Annotated in this window: 14 protein-coding genes; 2 read left to right on the forward strand and 12 right to left on the reverse strand. The window is 59.9% G+C overall.

Annotation, left to right across the window (positions count from 1 at the left end):
- Positions 1-40: 40 nt before the first annotated feature.
- The 9 genes from AArcS_RS10110 to ppsA all read right to left on the reverse strand — a co-directional run bounded on the left by AArcS_RS10110 (position 41) and on the right by ppsA (position 12,517).
- Entirely contained in the window at positions 41-838 is a 798-nt protein-coding gene (locus tag AArcS_RS10110; protein WP_238477295.1) for a DUF7289 family protein, read from the reverse strand.
- Positions 835-1,338 (reverse strand): DUF7266 family protein, encoded by a 504-nt coding sequence (locus tag AArcS_RS10115; RefSeq protein WP_238477296.1) that lies wholly within the window; start codon positions 1,336-1,338, stop codon positions 835-837. The genes AArcS_RS10110 and AArcS_RS10115 overlap by 4 nt, the downstream gene beginning before the upstream one ends.
- Positions 1,335-1,787, reverse strand: coding sequence for a DUF7261 family protein (locus AArcS_RS10120; protein ID WP_238477297.1), 453 nt, complete (start codon positions 1,785-1,787; stop codon positions 1,335-1,337). Before AArcS_RS10120 ends, AArcS_RS10115 begins: the two co-directional genes overlap by 4 nt.
- Positions 1,788-1,789: 2 nt before the next feature.
- The gene (locus AArcS_RS10125) at positions 1,790-2,368 is read right to left on the reverse strand and encodes a DUF7288 family protein (RefSeq protein ID WP_238477298.1); all 579 of its coding nucleotides are present in this window, start codon (positions 2,366-2,368) and stop codon (positions 1,790-1,792) included.
- A gap of 2 nt (positions 2,369-2,370) precedes the next feature.
- Positions 2,371-2,886 (reverse strand): DUF7287 family protein, encoded by a 516-nt coding sequence (locus AArcS_RS10130; RefSeq protein WP_238477299.1) that lies wholly within the window; start codon positions 2,884-2,886, stop codon positions 2,371-2,373.
- 1 nt (position 2,887) lies between these two features.
- Positions 2,888-4,942, reverse strand: a complete 2,055-nt coding sequence (locus AArcS_RS10135; RefSeq protein ID WP_238477300.1) for a type II secretion system F family protein — start codon at positions 4,940-4,942, stop codon at positions 2,888-2,890.
- A gap of 2 nt (positions 4,943-4,944) precedes the next feature.
- The gene (locus AArcS_RS15970) at positions 4,945-8,766 is read right to left on the reverse strand and encodes an ATPase, T2SS/T4P/T4SS family (protein WP_375139603.1); all 3,822 of its coding nucleotides are present in this window, start codon (positions 8,764-8,766) and stop codon (positions 4,945-4,947) included.
- A gap of 249 nt (positions 8,767-9,015) precedes the next feature.
- Positions 9,016-9,843, reverse strand: coding sequence for a pantoate kinase (locus tag AArcS_RS10145; RefSeq protein ID WP_238477301.1), 828 nt, complete (start codon positions 9,841-9,843; stop codon positions 9,016-9,018).
- A 331-nt stretch (positions 9,844-10,174) separates the two neighbouring features.
- Complete coding sequence (gene ppsA, locus AArcS_RS10150; protein ID WP_238477302.1) at positions 10,175-12,517, reverse strand: phosphoenolpyruvate synthase; 2,343 nt, start codon at positions 12,515-12,517, stop codon at positions 10,175-10,177.
- A gap of 144 nt (positions 12,518-12,661) precedes the next feature.
- On the opposite strand from ppsA, the gene AArcS_RS10155 reads away from it, so the two are divergent.
- The gene (locus tag AArcS_RS10155) at positions 12,662-13,183 is read left to right on the forward strand and encodes a hypothetical protein (protein WP_238477303.1); all 522 of its coding nucleotides are present in this window, start codon (positions 12,662-12,664) and stop codon (positions 13,181-13,183) included.
- A 19-nt stretch (positions 13,184-13,202) separates the two neighbouring features.
- On the opposite strand, the gene AArcS_RS10160 is transcribed toward AArcS_RS10155, so the two are convergent.
- Complete coding sequence (locus tag AArcS_RS10160) at positions 13,203-14,114, reverse strand: PhzF family protein (protein ID WP_238477304.1); 912 nt, start codon at positions 14,112-14,114, stop codon at positions 13,203-13,205.
- Between the two features lie 142 nt (positions 14,115-14,256).
- Here AArcS_RS10160 and AArcS_RS10165 point away from each other — a divergent pair, with 142 nt between their 5' ends.
- Positions 14,257-14,964, forward strand: a complete 708-nt coding sequence (locus tag AArcS_RS10165) for a phosphoribosyltransferase (protein ID WP_238477305.1) — start codon at positions 14,257-14,259, stop codon at positions 14,962-14,964.
- A gap of 5 nt (positions 14,965-14,969) precedes the next feature.
- Here the strand turns inward: AArcS_RS10165 and AArcS_RS10170 are convergent, their stop codons facing one another.
- Together AArcS_RS10170 and smc are read right to left on the reverse strand one after the other, a co-directional pair.
- A complete protein-coding gene (locus AArcS_RS10170) occupies positions 14,970-15,899 on the reverse strand; it encodes a segregation and condensation protein A (protein ID WP_238477306.1) in 930 nt (309 codons plus the stop codon).
- On the reverse strand, positions 15,892-19,476 hold the full coding sequence (gene smc, locus AArcS_RS10175; RefSeq protein WP_238477307.1) for a chromosome segregation protein SMC: 3,585 nt from the start codon (positions 19,474-19,476) through the stop codon (positions 15,892-15,894). Before smc ends, AArcS_RS10170 begins: the two co-directional genes overlap by 8 nt.
- Positions 19,477-19,503 lie beyond the last annotated feature (27 nt).

Genomic DNA, 19,503 nt, shown 5'->3' on the forward strand with positions numbered 1-19,503 from the left:
TCATCAGACAGAAACGTGATTGACGTCCTATGATACTTTCTTAGCTCTCGCCACGTTCCAGGCTGAGTTCGATGTCAGTACTGCGAACGACGGCGTTGTCGGGATCCTCACAGGTAGCGGTTACCGTATCGCCCGATTCGACATCAACGGGGTCCCAACCGTTTTCTTCGAAGTAGCGCTCCCACGCCTCTGCATGATCCGACCCTGTTATTTCGACAGTAATCGATTCAGCTTCGTCACCCGACTCTTGGTAGTGCAGGTCCTGCCTATCCTGTATCGCCCCTATTTGCATCGTGCTCTCGCTGCCGACCGCCGTAGGACCGTCTCCTTCGATACTGGCGTCAACAAAAGAGACGATCGCACGAGTCTCATCTGAGTCCAGTTCCCGACAAACGAACTCCGGCTCACGGATCATTACGCTGTTTTCGTCGTCAGAGCGGAATACAGCCCCGAGTTCGTACGAAATGCGGGTGTTATCGTTGTCATAGTGCATCGCACCCATATCTTGATCGTTCAGTTCACTTATTCCGTCAACCGAGATTGTTGGAGAAGACTCATCGATGCTCATCCGCGCTCCCCGTGGGTTCAACTCGGCCAGTCGCTCCTGACCGCGATTCGTCTGCAGGTCGTTGAACGACGCGCCCATCGAGGAGAAGGCGCGTTCGGCGTTTCGGTCCTGCTGTGCCGCCTGCGTGTCGCCGAGCGCGCCGAGGCCGAAGATGTAGACGACGCCGACCGAGGTGATGATGATGCCAAAGACGAGGACGAAGGCGAGGAGATCACTGACTGCGCGGTCTCGTGCTGATGGGGTCTCGTCGTGGTGTTCCGGTCCGATCATGTGTCTGGTCGCTCCTGAGATAGTGTGATGCTGTCACCGTCGGACTGGATCCAGATCTCTCCGCCCTGAACCGGTTCGTTAAGATCGTCCTCGTCTGGGTCCTCTTCGAGGTGGAGCGGTATTTCAACAGTGTCTGTCTGTCCAGAATCTAGTTCGAGGCAGTAGTCCCGTTCCCACACGTCACAGTCGTCGCTCAAGGTCACAAAGTACTGGCCACCAGAGAGTTGGCGTGGATGCTCGGTCCGGACGACCACATCCACATCCTCGTCCTCGTCGGCCCGCAGTGCGGACTGCTCGACCGCCGTAATTTCGCTTGCGAGCCGATCACCGATCGTCGATTTCTCGTCGTAAGTCGCGCGATCCTTCTGGCTATCCAGAAGCGTCCCGGTCCCGATCAGCAGCCCCGAAATCAGGATCGTCGTGATCCCGATCGTGAGGACGTGCGTGATCGTCACCGAGACAGCGCGTCGGTCAGCTGGGAAGGATTGTTTTCGGCTCATTCGTTGAGGTCCTCCAACTCAATCTCTCGATCGACCGTGGTCGATCGTGTTTCGTAGACCAAGTCGACGGTGACGCTCTCAATTTCCTCTCCCTCTGATCCTGTTTCAACATTCACATCAACAATGTCAACAATGGTAGGTCCGGACTCGGCGTACCGTTCGGCAAGTAGCTCTGGATACTCGTCTTCGATATCGTCCGCGAAGCCATCCACATCGTACTCTTCGTACTCCTCATCGTCGTTCACTCGGTCGGCGTACTCATGGATGGTCTGCTCTACGTCAGACTCCAACGCCCCCGCATCAGACACCCCCGCGTTCGCCGAGCTTGACGCCATGTTCGCGGTGAAAAGCGTCGTCGAAAAGACCACGACGATACCGATCAGTACAAGCGAGAAGACGACTGCTCCGGCGAGGATGAGCTGGCCGCGGTTGTCAGTATGTTCTGTCATGGTTATCGGATCGTCAATCGCACCTCGACAACGTTGTATATGTGCTCAGGGTCGCCCTCCTCGGCCTCATCTACTGGATAGTTATCGTTTGTGACTTCCTCACCGTTCTGTGGACTCCCACAGCCGGAACCCTCCATCAGCGGGTCGTCCTCGTACAGCGTCACCGTCCGGCTGACCGTCACGCCGTCCCGAGTCGACGCTCCTTGGTAGACGATTCTACCCTCAGTACCGTCGGCAGGTACTACTTCAATATTCACCGACCGATCCCGGTCTGCGAACGTGCCGTTAATAAGTGTATGGAGGTCCGTGTCTCCTGGGAGTCCTGTCTCCGGTTCCGTATCTTCGTCGCCGAACCACTCCTCGTTGTCCGGATCGTAACATCGAACGATTTCCGAGAGGTCTTCCTGACCAGCGACCTCCATCACATCCTTTGCCTCCTGTTCGATCTGTGCCTGATTTCCGGTCTCGCCAGTCGAGGGGAGCAACACGGCGGAGTTCAGCGCGAAGAGAACGGCAGTCAGGAGAATCATCGCGCCGATGACGCCTTCGAGCGTGAACGCCTGTCCTCGTGTGTCGGCCATGGTTACCACACCCTCACTGTGAGTCGGTACGCTGGAGAGTCTGAATCCTCATCAGTGGTTTCCTCAATGTCGCCGTAGTCCTCGGTCCAGTCTCCGTCAGTCTTCACTATCCGCGAAACCGACGAGGCATCCTGATCCTCGTAGGTGTGTCCACTCATCGGCACGTCCTCACCACTCTCATCGGGGCTCAACGGCGTGATCGTCACGTTGACCTGCGAGGTCGATGCGAGCCCCGCCTGTTCCTGTAGGTCCTCACCGTCCTTCTCGTCGAACCACTCATCGTAGTCCTCCTGCGTGATCGTATTCCGTTCTCCCTCACCGTCTACGATCAACATCCCAACACGCTCAGCCTGCGCACTGGTATCCTCACCCTGAATCGCCTGGCCGTAGGGAGTAAACAGCGTCGGGAAGTACGCAAACACCGCGCCGACGACCAGCAGGAAGATGCTGATACCTATCGCGAAGTCCTGGGCGGTCTGGGCGCGCTCTTCGGTCCAGAATTTTGTGGTTCCCGCCATGTTAGGTGATCAACATCCAGGTCACCAGTGCGATCGTCATCAGCACGATCACGAACTTCATCCCACTGAGGATCTCGGCGTCACGGATATAGCCGCTGATCATCCCCGAGAGGATCGCCTGCATGGTCACCGCATGCAGGAACAGCATCGACATGAGCTGGGTGTCGACGTCCGAGCCGAGCGCTTCGGGACCGCCCCCACCGCCCGCGCCTTCGAGTTCGTCGGCACCCGCCGCGCCCTCTGTCAGGCCGGACATCACGTCGAGGAACTGCGTCTGGAGGATCGCCATCACAGCCAGCAGCGTCAGATACGTCATGATGATGATGACGACCTGCATCAGGGTCCTGGACCGGCGCTCGCGCTCGATATCGTCCTGGTTCTCGCTGGCCTGTGCAGCGGTGGTGAGCACGTCCGTGATCTGACTGGAGGCCTCCTGGGCCTTGCTGATGAGTTTGATCGTCCGGGCCATCCGCGGCATGTGGTACTTGTTGTTGAACTCGACGAGGGCATCCCGGAGGCTCATTCCGTAGTTGACCTTCGCGTACATCGTCTCGAACTCGGTGGCGAGTTTACCCGACGAGGTATCCGAGACCGTGCTAAACGACTCCAGGAGCGTCATCCCGGTGTCGTTCGCACTGGAGAGCTTTCGGAGACTGTCGGACATATCGCTGAGCACCTTCTTTCGGTGTCTGACGTTCCACTCGTAGAAGATGGTCAGCGGTACGAGTATGATGTACAGCGGCAGGTAGACGTAGGCGAACGTTCCCCAGACCGCGTTCTCCTGCATCCCCTCCCACGAGGTCGGCACTGAGCCGGATGCCAGAGCAGTGACGACGACGACGAGTGCAACGGGCACAGTCAGTGCCAGCGTCATCAGCGGATTATCCCTGAAGAAGATGTGTGGTCGGCGGATGATCTTCAGCGTCTCGTAGGTGCCCTCCCGGTCTTTCATCCGGTCGAAGACGCCGAACTCGCCGGTGTACTCCTCGATCAACCCGAGATTGAGAATCCCAGTATCTGTATCGACTTTCACCCACTGGCTCGATCCTTCCGGATTGAGATAGCCGTCACCCGGTTCGTCCTCTTTGACGGTGGAGATAAGCACCAGAAATCCGAGGCCGGTCAGGGGAACCAGCGCGTAGACGGTTCCGTACAGCATCATCGTCTGGTCCTGCCCCATCATCTCCATGATGACGAGGATGATGATGAGCAACAGCGGAAACAGCGACAGCGTCATGTACATCTCCCCGAACAGCTCCAGGGTTTCGAGGGTCATCTCCTGTTGCTGTTTGGCGGTTCGCATGTGCTTTTCTTTCTTGTCGTCGAGGAAGCTCTGCATGTCCCCGCCGCTATTGACGATCGAGAGCATGTCCGTCAGAAACTGGCTCAACTCGTCGCTGGGCGAGCTCATTGCCTGGTTGCGGATCGCGCTCCGGTAGTCGGTATCGAAATACTCGGTCTCCTGGACGATCGTCTGGAACTCGCGAGCGACTTCGCCGTAGGTATCCTCCGCATTGGCCATCGCTTCGAGGATCTCAAGTTGATTCAGCCCGCCCACCGAGAGGGCGTACATGAACGAGACTGCATCGGGCAACAGCATGTTGATCTCGCGTTTCCGTGCGGACGACCGGGAGTACGGGACCGCAACGAGTGCTCCAAAGCCGACTGCAAACCCGATCGTCCCGAAGACGAGTCCAGTAACGGCGATAACCAGCGGGACACGCAGGCTGATGACCAGCTCTAGCAGCGCCTCGTTCCCGATGGGGATGCCAAGGAGTGGGTCCTGCCCGAACAACCCCATAGCGACCAGTGAGTAGCCAAGCAGCGTTCCCAGTGCCCACAGAATGACGCCACTGATGACGCCAATCGCGAGCGCCCGTGAAATGTACATCTCGACCGTCGACGGCATCCGGGCCTCAGCCAGTTTCTGCTCGACGTCGGCGACGAAATCGCTATCGTCGGCGAACAGTCGCTCGTACAGCGGGTAGAACGCATCACCGAGACCGTCACCGGAGCCAACGCCGCCACCGGAGCCCCCAGTCCTGTCGAGGCTCATAGTCAGTCTTCACCGTCCTCCGCGTCGAACTCGACGTACTCGAACCCTTCTATCCGCTCGTCGACGATGTCACCGTCGCGCTCTTCGTCCTCGTCGCTATCGATCTCGTCGAAGACGGTTCCGTCCTCGTCGCTATCGATCTCGTCGAAGACCGTCCCCCCATCGTCACCATCCGCCTCGGGCTGATCCGGCTGTGAAGCCTGTTCGTCAGGGCCGGTCGCATCGTGGGACTCGGTGTCCGGTTCGACGTGTCTCGGACTCTCTGCAGAGGGTTCGATCTCCGGTTCGTCGGTTTTCTCGGTCTCCGTAACTTCGGTTTCGGTACTGTCTGACGCGTTGTCTGCGTCTGTCGTCGCCCCTTCCTCGTCAGGTACTTCGATCGTAATCTCCGGTTCTGACTCGGCGGCCGTCGACTGATCCCCACCCACGTCGGACTCACCATCGGATTCTACTCGGGAGGGTGCGCCACGTTGATCGACGTCAGTCTCGACCGGTCCTGCATCCTCGCCGAACGGTTTTTCGTCACGATCATCGAACAGAGACCCGTCGTCCGGCCCCTCGTACTCACTGAATACGCTGGATTCCGGCGTCTCCCCAAAGACGCTCCCGGTGTCATCGATCGGTTCCTCCTCGGACTTGCCGCTCTCTTCGGTATCGGAATCGCTTCCGGTGCCATCGTCCCACGCGGGAGTAACCGGCTCGTCGGTGTCCACAGGAGCTTGCGCTTCCGTATCCTGTTCTGGCATATCGTCCGGGATGGGAGCGCTCGCGCTATCGCCCCCCGGCTCACTGTCTGTCTCCGTTTCGGGGGACTGTGGGATATCGGTCGAGGACTCGGCTGTGGCGTCGCTACGCGCTTCCGCTGGGTCGGCGTCCGAGCCTGCTGTGGATCCGGCGTTTGGCGAGGTGGTGGTTTCCGATGCCTCCGGGGCGGTCGCTGATGCGGCCTCGTCGTCAGGAACACTCGCCGGTAGGTCTGAGCGGGAGTCGGTAGTCCCTTCGACGTCAGCACCTCCTGCCGAAAGGTTCTCGATCGCATCCCGTGCGTCCGTTGCAACCGTATCGGTTCCACCCGCGTCCGCATTCGCTTCCCCTGTCGAATCGTCGCTGCCGAAGAAGAATCCGTCCTCCTCCGAGAGCCAGTCGGGATCGTCGACATCATCCATGCCGAAATCGAAGCTGTCTTCATCCACGCCGAACGCGTCGTCCGTCACGTCGAACTCGTCGGTATCGCTGGTGGCTTCCGTGTCTGCCGACTCGGCCATGTCGTCCAATGTGGCAGAGAGTCCGCTCGGCGTCTTGCCACGATACTCCTCGAAGATCGACTCCTGTGCGCGTTCGAGAACGTCCGTGGCCTCGTTCATTCCCTCCTCGTCCGCGGATGGTCGCGGCACAAGCGCCTCTTTTTCGGGGTCGACATCGATCAGAACGCTTTCCATCTCACGGAGGTCTTCGAGACTCTCTTCGAGTTGGCCGTTGGCAATCAACGTCAGAATCGTGTCCGGATCATTGATGTACGCCTGGATCGTCGCGGCGACCTTGCTGTATTCGCTGAGGTCGTTTTTGATGAGGTACGCGAGGATGGTCCGACGTTCCTCGAGTTCACGGTCGAGGCGTTCTTGGCCCCACCCTCGATCGAATTTAATCTCTTCTAAGGTGTTGGACTCGCCCATCTTGAGGAACTCGTCAGTTTCAGCCTGCCACTGGTAGACGTCCTGGACGTTGATTTCGTCGTTTTCGGCGTCGTAGTGGTTGACCTCTGTCAGCTCTTTGTTTCGACGGACCTTGTGGCCCTGCACGCGTGTCTGAGTCTGGATGGAAACCAGATCCAGCGCCGTGAACATCGTCTTCGAGACGTTGATCGGCTCGGTGGTGAACCGTTTGAGCACCTCACCGACGCTGTCTGCGTGGAACGTCGTGTAGGTGGTGTGGCCGGTAGACATAACCTGAAAAAGCGTCCGACCCTCTTCACCACGGATCTCACCCATGACGATGTAATCCGGGCGCTGTCGCAGTGCGGCCTCCAGCAGATCGAACTCGTCGACATCCCCCTCGTCGTCGTCAGAGAAGGATGGTCGGGTGATACTGGCGATCCAGTTTCGCTGTGGCAACTCGACCTCGCGGGTGTCCTCGATAGAGACTATCTTCGTGTTCGAGGGAATAAACAGTGACACTGCATTCAGGCTGGTCGTCTTCCCGGATGCGGTACCTCCCGCGAAGATCAGGCTCTTGTGGTTCTCGATACAGAGCCACAGAAAGGCCATCTCGTCGAGGCTGAAGGTGTTCCAGTTGATCAGATCGATCGGGGTAAAGGGGACGTCTTTGAACTGCCGGATCGTGTAGTTCGTCCCGTGGTCGGACACCTCCCGGCCGAGCGTTAGCTGTGATCGCGAGCCATCGGGCAGCGTGGCGTCGACCTGTGGACGTCGCTTGCTGATACCCTTCCCGGAACGCTGGGCCAGTTTTACGACGAAGTCGTCGAGTTCCTCCTTTCCGTGGTAGACGTTCGAGATGATCTGCTCGTAGTCGGTATGATACACGAAGACGGGCGAGTTGTAGCCGTCACAGGAGATATCCTCGACGTTGATGTCGTGTTTGATACCGTCGATCCGCTCGTAGCCGATGAAGTCACGTTTCAGCAGATAGAGAAGCTTCTCGACCTGATACTCTGTTAGATCTTCCGGATCGTCAGCTAGGACCGCAGGTTCCGGGCGGACCTCGATCCCATCGATTTGCCGCTCCTCATCGTCGTCTTCGACGTCTTTCCCCATCAGCTTCTTGATCTCGTCGACGATACCACTTTCCTGGTCCGCGGTAGCGCTGAACAGATCGTATCGTCTGAGGAGCCGCTTTGTCTCTCGATCAAGGACGTCCTTTCGACTTTCCTCATCACCGGCGGTCGCTATCTCGTCGTCAGCGTACTTGATCGCCGTCCGGAGTTTCCCAGTGAGGAACTCCCGGAGGTTGTCCTCGATTTCGTTTTGATACGGTTCGATCAGATAGTACTTTTTCTCGTTTTCTTTTTCGGAATGAAAGAGAATGACGAACGCGTAGGGTTTGTTGACCCAGTAGCGGTTCTCCTCACGGAAGTGGAGCTTTTTGGCCATGGGTACGGCCTTTTCGAGGTCGTACCGATTGACGACCGTTGTGTAGCCACTGTCGGTGCTGAAAAACTCGTCTTCGTCGACCTCCTCGCGAACGTTGACCGTTCGCTCATCGATGAGATCGGAGAGTATCTTTGCCCGGTCGCCACCGGCATGCAGCCGACCCCCTATAGTCTCCGGATCGAATCCCAGATACTCCGAGGGCTCCCAGGGGATCGGTTCGCCATTCGAGTCTCTGGGTGCCTGTACATCCGTTCCCCGGCCCTCGTAGTAGAACTCCTGCTTGAAGTGTTCCCACTCGTACTCGTCTTTGACCGCGGACGTCTGCATCGGGTCGATATACGACCAGAGCGTCCGGTCCCAGTCTTTCGCCCACGGTGCGGCAAAGTCGCTGACGACATCGGCAAAGCCGTCCGGCTGGAACCCGAGATACGCGGCTGGATCGAGCGACGTATTCTGCCAGTCCTCGCCAGTCGGCTTCGGAGGCTCCAGCTCCTCGTCGTCACCACTGTCCAGACCGAGTTCTTCCTCGGGCGGATCCGGATACAGATCGTCGACCTCATCACCGTAGCCAAACTCCTCCATAAAATCGGCCCAGGTGTACTCCCCGACACGCACAGTATCCGAGGACGACTCTTGCTCGTCCTCGGTGGGAGCGGCCGACTCATCGGCGGATTCGAATCCACGTGACCCCGACTGGTCGGCGTCATCAATAGCCATTCGCTACCTCCTTTACCTGATCAATCAAAAAACCTTCCGGCAATTATTATTAATGATAACTGGCGGCGCGACGACCGAAGTTTCACGATCGACTCGGTTCCAGTCGCCATGTGGAGTAGTTTACATGTATAGTTCCGAAAGTTTTTATTAGTTCAAATTTTTGTATAAAACCCGGTATTACTGAAGGATATCTGTGATTGGCCGATTAAAAAGTTCAGGTGTCCTCACAGCCAGTTTGGTACCTGAAGGTCACTGGAACACCACGCCAGCCGGATACGTACTACAACTTTCCGGCTCGTAGCCCGCATCGGAGAGTCCTGTCCCCAATGCGAACACCGTTTCACCAAGCATCGCCATCGAGGCCTGTCCACCGGTATCGCTGACATCGTCGATGACTGTGGCGACCCGTGGCGTCAGTAACTCGGCCTCCCGTGCGAACCCACGCGAGGCGTAGATGAAACTCGAAAGGGTCGGTTCCTGTACGAGCAGCGAGAGTGCCTTTTCTCCGGCGCTATTGAGCTGCTCGCCACGCTCGTCGAGTACCGATTCCGTCGATAGCTCATCATAGTTCAGATATTCCACGCGGGCGCGCGACGGAACCGCATCAAGCGTGTTGTGCTGAGGGCCGCCCGGTTCGAGTCTGATCGGGATCCCTCCTTTCGCCTGTGCGACGACATCACCGAGGCCAGTCCCCGCCTGCACCTCTGCTCCGTGTGCGATAGTGATCAGTTCGTTCTCCGACAGCGCCCTGCCCAGGACTCGATTGGTCGCAATCGCCGCCCCCAGCGCAAGTGCCCCCGAAACACCAAACCCGGCTCCCAGCGGCAGGTCGCTCTCTGCATCGACGAGCACGTTCGCGTTCAGGGCGTCGAGGACGCGCTCGACCGATTCGACCTCGATACTGGTATCGTCGAGATACACGGCACGCTCGTCGGCCGCCTGCACGGTGACGGTAACGCCATCGGAGAGTGCCAGCCCAGCGCCCTGTGACCCGGCTTTCGTCGGATCGTCGTCCTCCGAAATGGTGAAAAATCCCGTAATGTGTCCCGGGACGAAGACCGTCGCTTCGTCAGTCATCGACTCGACCCTCGTACATCCGCGTCGCTCATGCCCGCCGTCTTTCGTGCCGATCCCAATAAGCGTACAGTTTCGACGACGCGAAACGATTCGAAACGGGACAGCTACTCGGCCAGCTGTACACGTCCATCCGGCTGCTGGTCGGCATACATACCGAGTTCGTCACGGTCGTGTGCTTCTTTTCATTTGCCCGGAGTATTCCGCCGTTCGTGGTCGCCGATGACGGTTGTAGCGTCTGCCAGTCGCTGCTGTGGAACCCCCGTTCCAGTGCCTGCACGGTCGGTCCCTCCGTCCGCTGCTTCTATTCCCTCGTGTGATCTATTCGGTCCGGTTATCGGACGGAGTCGAGGAGCAGCCGCTGCTCGACCCGTTTTATCTCCTGCTGGACATCCCGCACCGCATCGATGTTCGCACTGATCGAGGAGACGCCCGCTTTGACGAGAAACTCGATCATGTCCGGTTTCGATCCAGCCTGCCCACAGATGCTGGTTTCGACGCCGTGGTTGCGACAGGTTTCGATCGTCGACTCGATCAGTTCGAGCACTGCCGGATGGAGTTCGTCGAACCGATCCGCGACGACCTCATTGTTGCGGTCGACAGCAAGCGTGTACTGGGTGAGATCGTTCGTTCCGAACGAGGCGAAATCGACCCCTGCGTCGGTTATTTCTTCGATCCGGAGCGCGCTTGCGGGCGTTTCGATCATCACACCCCAGCTACGTTTGTCCGGATTAATTCCGGCCGAGACCATCTCGGAGCGAGCCCGGCGCACGTCGGCGGCGTCGGTGACGAGCGGGAACATCAGTTCGATGTTGTCGTATCCCATGTCGTACAGGCGCTGGACAGCCCCCAGCTCGTGGCGGAACAGATCAGGTCGGTCGAGGCTCCGCCTGATCCCCCGGTAACCGAGCATCGGATTGTGTTCGTGCGGTTCGTTATCGCCACCCTGTAGCTCGCGGAACTCGTCTGTCGGCGCATCGAGCGTCCGGACCCGGACGGATCGAGGGTAAAACGCATCTGCGACCGTTCGAATCCCGTCGATCAGTTCGTCAACGTACGCGTCGGCACCGTGGTCAGCGACGTAGCGCTCGGGCGTCTTGTCGAGCGACAGCACCATATGTTCGATCCGTAGCAGCCCGACCCCGTCCGCTCCCAGCGCGGCCGCACGTTCCGCAGCATCCGGGATCGAGAGGTTGACTTTTACTTCGGTCGCGGTCATCGGCTTTGTCGTCGAGGGCCTCGCCTCGACATCTGGTGTGGACTCCGAACTATTCACGGTGGTTCCACTCGTGATGGCCCCTCGCTTGCCGTCGAGGGTGACTACCTGCCCGTCATCAAGCTGGACCGTCGCACTCTGTGTCCCGACCACGGCGGGTACGCCCAGCTCCCGGGAGATAATAGCCGCATGGCTTGTCATCCCGCCCTCGTCGGTGACGATTCCCGCAGCCCGTTTCATCGCAGGGACCATGTCAGGCGTCGTCATCTCGGTCACGATTATGTCGCCCTCACTGACCCTGTCGAGTTCGTCGAGCTTGTCGACGATCCGCACCGGACCGGTGACCGTTCCCGGACTTGCACCGAGTCCGTTAATAAGCTCGTCGCCTTCACCCGTCTCATCCGACACCATCCCGCTCCCATCGGTCGTACCACTGTCTGGTGTGCCTGCAACGAGTTCGTCGGTCATCGACGCTGTTAACCCCTCCCGATCATCTCCCCCGCCAATCGTCGTGATGGGACGAGACTGAAGCAGAAATAGTTCCCCGTCCACGATCGCCCACTCGACGTCCTGTGGGCTTCCGTAGTGTGATTCGACACGCTCGCCGAGCGCGACCAGTTCGTGGAGCTCCTCATCCGAGAGGACCCGTTGCTTGCGCCGTTGTTCGGGAACTGGACTCTCGACAGTCTCACCGGTCTCTGCGTCTCTGACGTACATGACCTTCTTGTCCGCGACCGTCGCGGTGAGGACGTCCCCGTCGGCTCGATCGATCACGTAGTTGTCCGGTGAGACGGCACCGGAGACGACCGCTTCGCCCAGTCCCCACGCCGCCTCGACGATCATTCTTGAATCCCCTGTCGAGGGGTGGCTCGTAAAGAGCACACCGCTTCGATCCGCATCCACCATTCGCTGGACAACGACCGCGATGTTAACGCTCCTGTGGTCGAACCCCTGTTTCTGCCGGTAGTAGATCGCCCGCTGTGTGAACAGCGACGCCCAGCACTCCCGGATCCGTTCGAGCAGACCATCCTCCTGAATATTGAGAAACGTCTCCTGTTGCCCAGCGAAACTCGCGTCCGGCAGGTCCTCTGCTGTTGCACTCGATCGGACGGCGACGAACGGCTCCGTCTGCTCATCTCCATCGCTGACTCCGATCGAACGATACGCCTCGAGTATCTCCGTCCGGACGTCCTCGGGGAACTCCGTCTCGACGATCAGTGTTTGCGCTCGCTCCGCTGCATCGGCCAGCGCATCTGACTCTTCTACGTCGACATCGACGGCAGAGAACAGTTCGTCGTCGATACCTGCCTCTTCGATAAACAGCCGATACGTTCCGGCACTAACCACGAACCCGGGCGGAACCGGGAGGCCCGCCCCGGTCATTTCACCGAGCGATGCTCCCTTACCACCGACAATGTCCACATCGTCTCCCCCGATCTCATCCAGCCAATATACTGGCATCTGTACTCGGAGGAATTACGAGCGAAAACATGAATTTACCGGGACGACCATGATAATTACTACTCGGCCGCGAGTAGCTCTTCTACAGGTCCGAGTGAATCTTTCAACCAACGTTTATTATGTCAGAGCGAATGGTCTCCGGCAATGCAACTGACAGAAGCGTTACGTTGGACTATCTACTACCGTGGCATCGCCCTCGTGTCATTTCTTCTCGGCCTCGCGCTCGCCGTGACAGGAGTGTGGTTCGGTTTCATCGAACTCGTCATGAGTCAGATCCCGGGCCAAGACGGTGGGGGATCGATTGAAATCACGAACATCGTCCTCGGATCCCTGTTGATCCTGTTCGGATTCACAGTCTGGCAGATCGGTAAGACTGCAGCGTTTTACATGACGCTTACCGAAGCCACGGAGTCAGAAATGGCCGATCGGTTTGACTCACAGACGGTCAAAAGCGAGATCCTCGAAGTGCTGGACGACAGGCTTGCAGATATCCATGCCGATGTCGAGACGACGCGCCAACAGGTCGGACGCCTCGGTGTGGACGAGCACGCAGAGTCACTGACGACCGATCTAAAGGACCGCGCTGACACAACGCCCGAACCGGATACTAACGACGATCGACCGACGCCCGACCAGCCGACGAACACGCCGCCAGACAACCAGTAACGGGAGCGACCGGTACCAACTACACCTCGACGATCCCGTCGTCCTCGACCGCCGGAACTACCAGTGTACCCTCCAGAGCAGTAACCGCGTGGCCGCCCACCCGAATCCCCTCACCGACCTGAACGCGAACTGTCCCCGGGCGATCCAGCACGTGCCCTTGCTCGAACAGCATCTCCTCGGGTAGCTCGCCACCGAAGGCGTTCATCTCTCGGAGGTATGCTCCGGCCGCCGCGCTGGCCGTCCCCGTTACGGGATCTTCCGATACGCCGACCGGCGAGGCGAACGCCCGGGCGTGCAGTGTCGAGTCGGGGTCGAGCGCGTCGAACGTAAACGCGTAGATCCCACTGGCGTCAACCTCGGCACAGAGTTCGTCGATCGCGGCGTCATCCGGTGCGGCGTTGAGCAACGCCTGGAGATACGTGACCGGCACGATCAGGAACGGCTCGCCGGTCGAAGCGACAGCGGGCGACAGCTCGACCCCCGGTTCGCTGAGCGCGATCTCGTCGATGCCGAGTGCGTCAGCAAGTCGTCCGTACTCGACTTCGACCGGTCGCACCGTCGGTGAGTCCCCACCCATCCAGACGACGCCGTCGTCGGTACCCTCGATTTCGATGACACCGACGTTCGTCGCGAGCGTGTGGGTACCTGGCCCGATCGCACCAGTTTCGGTCAGGTGGGCGTGTGTGGCGACGGTCGCGTGGCCGCAGAGATCGACCTCCTCCTGTGGCGTAAAGTATCGGATCGCCCGATCCGCTTCCTCGCTCTCGGTCACGAACGCCGTTTCACTCACCGATAGCTCCCGGGCGATGGCCTGCATCTGCCCGTCAGCGAGGTTGTCGGCTCCGGTGACAACTCCGGCGGCGTTACCGGAAAGGGGCTCCTCGGTGAACGCGTCCACCAGACTGACCTCTATCGTCTCCTCGTCGTTCATGCCCGGACACACGGGGACCATAGCATTAGTGGTGACGACCGCGGGGACGTTGACCGCGCTCTCGATACCGCAGCGGCGACCAGCAACCGAGCGCAAACCCAACTGCTTTAGAGACTGCGGTGTGACCTACCGAGTGATACCGATGTCCGACCTTCCGGACGACTTCAACTGCACGATCACCGACTGGGAGTACATTTACGGGCTCTGTCGCGAGGTCAGCGACGACATCAAGACCGCCGAGTTCGAGCCGGACGTCGTCGTCGCGCTGGCCCGCGGGGGCTGGTTCGCGGGGCGCTGTCTCTGTGACTTCCTCGGACTCGACGACCTGGCGAGCCTGAAGATGGAACACTACGTCGGTACCGGACAGAAAGCCGACGAGCCACAGGTCCGCTATCCGATGCCCGAGGGAAGCGTCGAGGGCAAAGACGTGTTGATCATCGACGACATCGCCGATACCGGCGGCTCGATCAAACGCGCCGAGGAGTACGTCGAGGAGCGAAACCCCGGCGAGGTCCGAACCGCGACCCTTCAGTTACTCGGCACCAGCGAGTTCCAGCCCGACTTCGTCGGGGAGCGACTCGACGAGTGGGCGTGGATCGTCTATCCCTGGAATTTCATCGAGGACATGATCGATCTCTTCACGGGTGTCATGGAGAAAGCCGATCAGGAGACCTTCGACGAGGAGGCGCTGCGACACCACCTCGCCAGATTCCACGATGTCCAGCGCATCGAGATGGAGATCGCACAGCCCGGCCGGATGGAGGAGGTGCTCACCGAGATGGAACGCCGCGAGGAGATCGAGTACGCCGGAACCACCGACGCGGGTGAGGACTGCTGGCGGCTCGCCTGACCCACTCAGTCTGCCACTGCCTCTTCACTACCCGTCACCGCGTTCGGATCCCGTACCCACAGGTCGCCGAACAGTTCGTCCTGTTCGAGCCGGACGTGCCCGCGATTCGCCAGAAAGAGCAAGGAGAGATACGTCATCACGCGACTCCCTCCTGCGGTCGAGATCTCGGCGTAAAGCACCTCCGCACGGCCCGCCTCGTACTGCTCGCGGAGCGTGGCGTGAACGTCCTCAATCACCGTTTCGATATCTTCGCCGTGCGTATTACAGGTCACCTCGGCTTCGGTTGGCTCCTCGTCGGCCCGGAAATCGTCACCCGAGTGGTAATCCAGCGTCTGTGTGCCGCGCTGGAACCCCTGTGGCGAGCCGCTGGTGTCGTACTCGCGGGATTCTTTCCACCACGAATCCCGCTCGGCCTCTCGAAGTTCCCGGACCAGTTCATCGAGCGTTTCGGGATTCCCACGCGCGCTCTTGCGGTCGAGTCGGCGCTCCATCTCGGCTTCCAGCCCTGCGACGGGGTCGATCCCCCCCGGATCGTCCGCCGGTGCCTCCTCGAACGCGGTTTCCCACGGCTCCGGCTCCGGGTCGGACTCGTCGGGCCCCGCAAGCAGCTGGTCGCCTTTCATCCGCAACAGGACGCTCGCGTAGAACAGGGCTCGCCCCGATGTCCGGAGATCGGCCTCGTCGAGCAGGTCGAGATACGCGTCGGTGACGGAGACGATATCGATATCCCACGGGTCGATCTCGCCGTCTTCAGCCATCCCGACGAGTAGTTCGACCGGTTCGACTTCCCCGTCGTCGTCCGCGTCGTCCGCGTCGTCCGCGTTGTCCACTTCCGCACCATCCCCCGCATCGCCAACGAACTCGTCGGGCAGTGGCGACTCGTCGGACCGCGAGTCGTGTCCCGTGATATCCAGCGGGATATTATCCTCAGTCATCCGCGCTCACCTCGGCCTCACCCTCCAGCTCGCCGAGCTGGATCCCCGTTACCGCGCTGACGTTGTCATCCTGCATCGTAACGCCAATCGCGCGCTCGGACCGGTCAAGCATCGCCGAGCGGTGCGAGACGACGATAAACTGCGCGTCGCCCGCGAGTTCGTCGACCATCTCGCCGACGCGCTCGGCGTTCGCGGCGTCGAGGAAGGCGTCCACCTCGTCGAGCGCGTAGAAGGGCGCGGGATTGTACCGCTGGATAGCGAAAATAAAGGCGAGCGCGGTCAGCGACTTCTCCCCGCCGGACATCGAGTCGAGACGCTGGATCGGCTTGTCGGCCGGTTCGGCCTTCATCGTCATCCCGCCCTCGAAGGGATCGGCCTCGTCTTCGAGATACAGGTTCCCGGTCCCGTTCGAGAGCCGGCCGAAGATATCCTGAAACTCCGCGTCGATCGCCTCGTAGGCGTCCATAAAGGTTGCTTTCTTCTGGGCCTCGTAGGAGTCGATCCGCTCTTCGATGCCGTTGCGCTCCGCGACGAGGGTCTCCTTGCCCTCGGTTAGCTCGTCGAGTTCGGCCTCGACGTCGTCGTACTCCTCGATCGCCAGCATGTTGACCGGCTCCAGTTCCTCCATCTCCGACTCGAGGCGTTCGACGGTCTCGGTCACCTCATCGTGATCGGGGATCTCCTCGGGATCGTACTCGCCGACCGCGCTTTCGAGTTCGTCGATCTCCCACTCCAGACGCTCTGCTGTCTCTCGCTTCCCCGAGAGCTTGCTCTCGACGCGGCTCACGTCGTCGGCCCGCTCGTCGCGGGCGGATTTGGCCTCGCGAAGCTCGTCTTTGAGCGCCTCGCGCTCGTCTTTGAGTTCGGCCAGTTCGTCTTCGAGATCGAGGACTTCCTGGCGCTTCTCTTCGAGCTCCGCTTCCTTTTCCTCGATCCGTTCTTCGTACTCCGCGATCTCTTCTTCGCACTCCGCTTTGCGGTTCTGTGCCGATTCGACGGTCTCCTGAAGCTCCTCGATCGCGTCCTCGGCGTAGCCCTTTTCGAGCTGGTGTTCGTTGAGATCGGCGTCGAGGTCGTCCTGCTGATCTTCGAGGTCGTCGATTTCGCCCTCGATCTCCTCGATTTTCGCCGTGAGTTCCGGGATCCGCGAGTCCACGAGTTCGGACTCTAGCTCCTCGATATCGGCGTCGATGTCGGCGAGTGTCGACTCCTTGCTGTCGATCTTTTCGTCCAGTTCGGTCATCCGCCCGTCGACGTCCTCGCGTTCGCCGCGCAGTTCGTCGAGACGCCCTTCCTTGCGCTCGATCTCCGCACGGATCTCCTCGATCTCGCCCTCCGTGGACTCGATTTTCGACTCGATCGACTGGACCTGCTCGGCCGCTTTCGTCTGGCGGTCGCGCGCGTCGTCGAGGCGCTCCTCGACGGACTGCAGGTCTTCCTTGAGCGAGGCGCGCTCGTCTTGCAACTCGTTTATCTCCTCGGCCACCCGTTCGAGCTGGCCTTTCCCACTCTTCGAGAAGGAGTATCGCGACCCGCTCGTTGATCCACCGGTCATCGCGCCGCTTTTCTCGACCAGTTCGCCCGACAGCGTCACCATCCGGTACTCGCCCATGTACTGGCGGGCCGTCTCGATGTCCTCGACCACGAGCGTGTCACCGAGCACGTACGAGAAGATCCCCGCGTACGACGAATCGAAATCGACGAGATTGTACGCGAAGTCGACGACGCCGGGATCGGATGGTTTCGAGGGGAGGCTCCGACTATGCATCTCGGTCATCGGCAGAAACGTCGCCCGGCCGGCGTTGCGCGATTTCAGGTAGTCGATACAGTCCTGCCCGACGCCGTCATCGTCGACAACTACGTTTGCGAGTCTGCCGCCCGCCGCGGTTTCACAGGCTGTCGCGTACTCCTTGGCTACCCCACCGAGCTGCCCGACGGTACCGTGAACGCCATCGAGATTCCCGTTGAGGATGGTCGAGACCGCCCGACCGTACGAGGAGTCACCGCTCTCATCCGCACGAGCGTCAAGTTCCGCGTACTCCTGTTGTTTGGCCTGGATCTCCTCGTCGAGATCGGAGAGCTGCTCCTGTGTGGAGCGTTTCTCGCGTCGTAGATCGTCGACGACCTCCTGGATGTTCTCACGGTTCGCCGTTGCCTTCTGGAGTTCGGCGTCCAGATCCGCGATTTCGGATTCGAGCTCCGGAATCCGCTCTTCGGCATCGTCGAGTTCGCGTTCGAGGTCGGCGATCTCGTTCGAGCGTCGACGCGCCTCGTCTAACAGCCGATCCTTCTCGCGCTGGAGGTCGTTCCGTTTTTCTTTGATCGACTCCCGGTCCTCCTTGCGCTCGGCCAGCTGTTCTTTCAGTTCGTCGAACTCGGTATCGATCGCGTCGATCTCGGCCTCGACCTCTGCAAGCTCGGACTCCTTGCTCTGAATGTCCGCGGCGATGGAGGATTTCGTGACTTTCGTCTCGCGGATCTTGGCTTCCAGATCATCGATCTCCTCTTGCTTACGGTCGATCTTGACAAAGGCCTCGCGTCGACGGTTCTCCGCTTCCTCACGTTGCTCCGCGGTCGCCTCGATCTTGTCTTCCAGCCGGGCGATGTCGCCTTTGATCCCCTCGATCTCGCTTTTGATCTCCAGCTGTTCGTCCTCGCCTTTGCGCTGGATCTCGGCGTTCAAATCTTCGAGGTCCTCTTCGAGGCGGACGACGCGGCCCTGACGCTCGTCGAGTTCGCGTTCGAGTTCCTCGAGTTCGTCCTCTAGCTCCTCGATATCCTCCGCGACGCCATCGAGGTCCGCGCGTTTGTCCTCCAGTTCGGCGGCCTTGAGATACCCCTCGAACTCCTCTTTTTCCTCGCGAAGTGACTGGTACTCCAGGGCAGTCTCCCGCTCGTCGCTTAGCTGTACGAGGCGCGCTTCCTTCTCATCGATCCGAAGCTGTATCTCGTCGATCTGGTCCTCGACGGCTTCGAGCTCCTCGAAGGCGTCCTCTTTTTTGGCGTCGAACTCGGCGACGCCCGCGATCTGGTCGATGATCTCCCGGCGCTGGTGGGGCGTCATGTTGATGATCTCGGTTACGTCGCCCTGCATGACGACGTTGTACCCCTCCGGCGTGACGCCAGCCTGCGCGAGCAGGTCCTGAATGTCCGAGAGGTTGACCGAGCGACCGTTCAGGTAGTAATAGGAGTAGTAGTTGTCCTCGGTCTCCTTGACGCGGCGGCGAATCGTGATCTCCTCGATATCGCCGACGTCCTCAGATCCTGCGGCGTTTACCACCTGTCCGCGATCGAGGGTACCGTCGGAGTTGTCGAGGACGACCTCGACGCTCGCCTCCTTCGGCCCGGCCGCGGCGTCGCCGTCGTCGTACCCGGGGTTGTAGATGAGATCCGTCAGCTTCTGTGCGCGGATGCCGCGTGCACGAGCCAATCCGAGCGCGAAGAGCACGGCATCGATGATATTTGACTTGCCGCTGCCGTTCGGTCCGCTAACGGTCGTAAAGTCCTGGTAGAAGGGGATCCGCGTCTTCCGTCCGAAGCTCTTGAAGTTGTCAAGAACGATCTCTTTGATATGCATGGTGAGTGACGCGGACGTGACGGTCCG

Origin of the sequence: Natranaeroarchaeum sulfidigenes, assembly GCF_017094485.1 — an archaeon.
GTDB lineage: Archaea > Halobacteriota > Halobacteria > Halobacteriales > Natronoarchaeaceae > Natranaeroarchaeum > Natranaeroarchaeum sulfidigenes.

Coding starts and splice junctions, on each gene's coding strand:
- AArcS_RS10155 (WP_238477303.1), top strand. CDS start 12,662: ATGCAACTGACAGAAGCGTTACGTTGGACTATCTACTACCGTGGCATC.
- AArcS_RS10170 (WP_238477306.1), bottom strand. CDS start 15,899: ATGACTGAGGATAATATCCCGCTGGATATCACGGGACACGACTCGCGG.
- AArcS_RS10125 (WP_238477298.1), bottom strand. CDS start 2,368: ATGGCCGACACACGAGGACAGGCGTTCACGCTCGAAGGCGTCATCGGC.
- smc (WP_238477307.1), bottom strand. CDS start 19,476: ATGCATATCAAAGAGATCGTTCTTGACAACTTCAAGAGCTTCGGACGG.
- AArcS_RS15970 (WP_375139603.1), bottom strand. CDS start 8,766: ATGGCTATTGATGACGCCGACCAGTCGGGGTCACGTGGATTCGAATCC.
- AArcS_RS10145 (WP_238477301.1), bottom strand. CDS start 9,843: ATGACTGACGAAGCGACGGTCTTCGTCCCGGGACACATTACGGGATTT.
- AArcS_RS10130 (WP_238477299.1), bottom strand. CDS start 2,886: ATGGCGGGAACCACAAAATTCTGGACCGAAGAGCGCGCCCAGACCGCC.
- AArcS_RS10120 (WP_238477297.1), bottom strand. CDS start 1,787: ATGACAGAACATACTGACAACCGCGGCCAGCTCATCCTCGCCGGAGCA.
- AArcS_RS10135 (WP_238477300.1), bottom strand. CDS start 4,942: ATGAGCCTCGACAGGACTGGGGGCTCCGGTGGCGGCGTTGGCTCCGGT.
- ppsA (WP_238477302.1), bottom strand. CDS start 12,517: ATGCCAGTATATTGGCTGGATGAGATCGGGGGAGACGATGTGGACATT.
- AArcS_RS10110 (WP_238477295.1), bottom strand. CDS start 838: ATGATCGGACCGGAACACCACGACGAGACCCCATCAGCACGAGACCGC.
- AArcS_RS10165 (WP_238477305.1), top strand. CDS start 14,257: ATGTCCGACCTTCCGGACGACTTCAACTGCACGATCACCGACTGGGAG.
- AArcS_RS10115 (WP_238477296.1), bottom strand. CDS start 1,338: ATGAGCCGAAAACAATCCTTCCCAGCTGACCGACGCGCTGTCTCGGTG.
- AArcS_RS10160 (WP_238477304.1), bottom strand. CDS start 14,114: ATGAACGACGAGGAGACGATAGAGGTCAGTCTGGTGGACGCGTTCACC.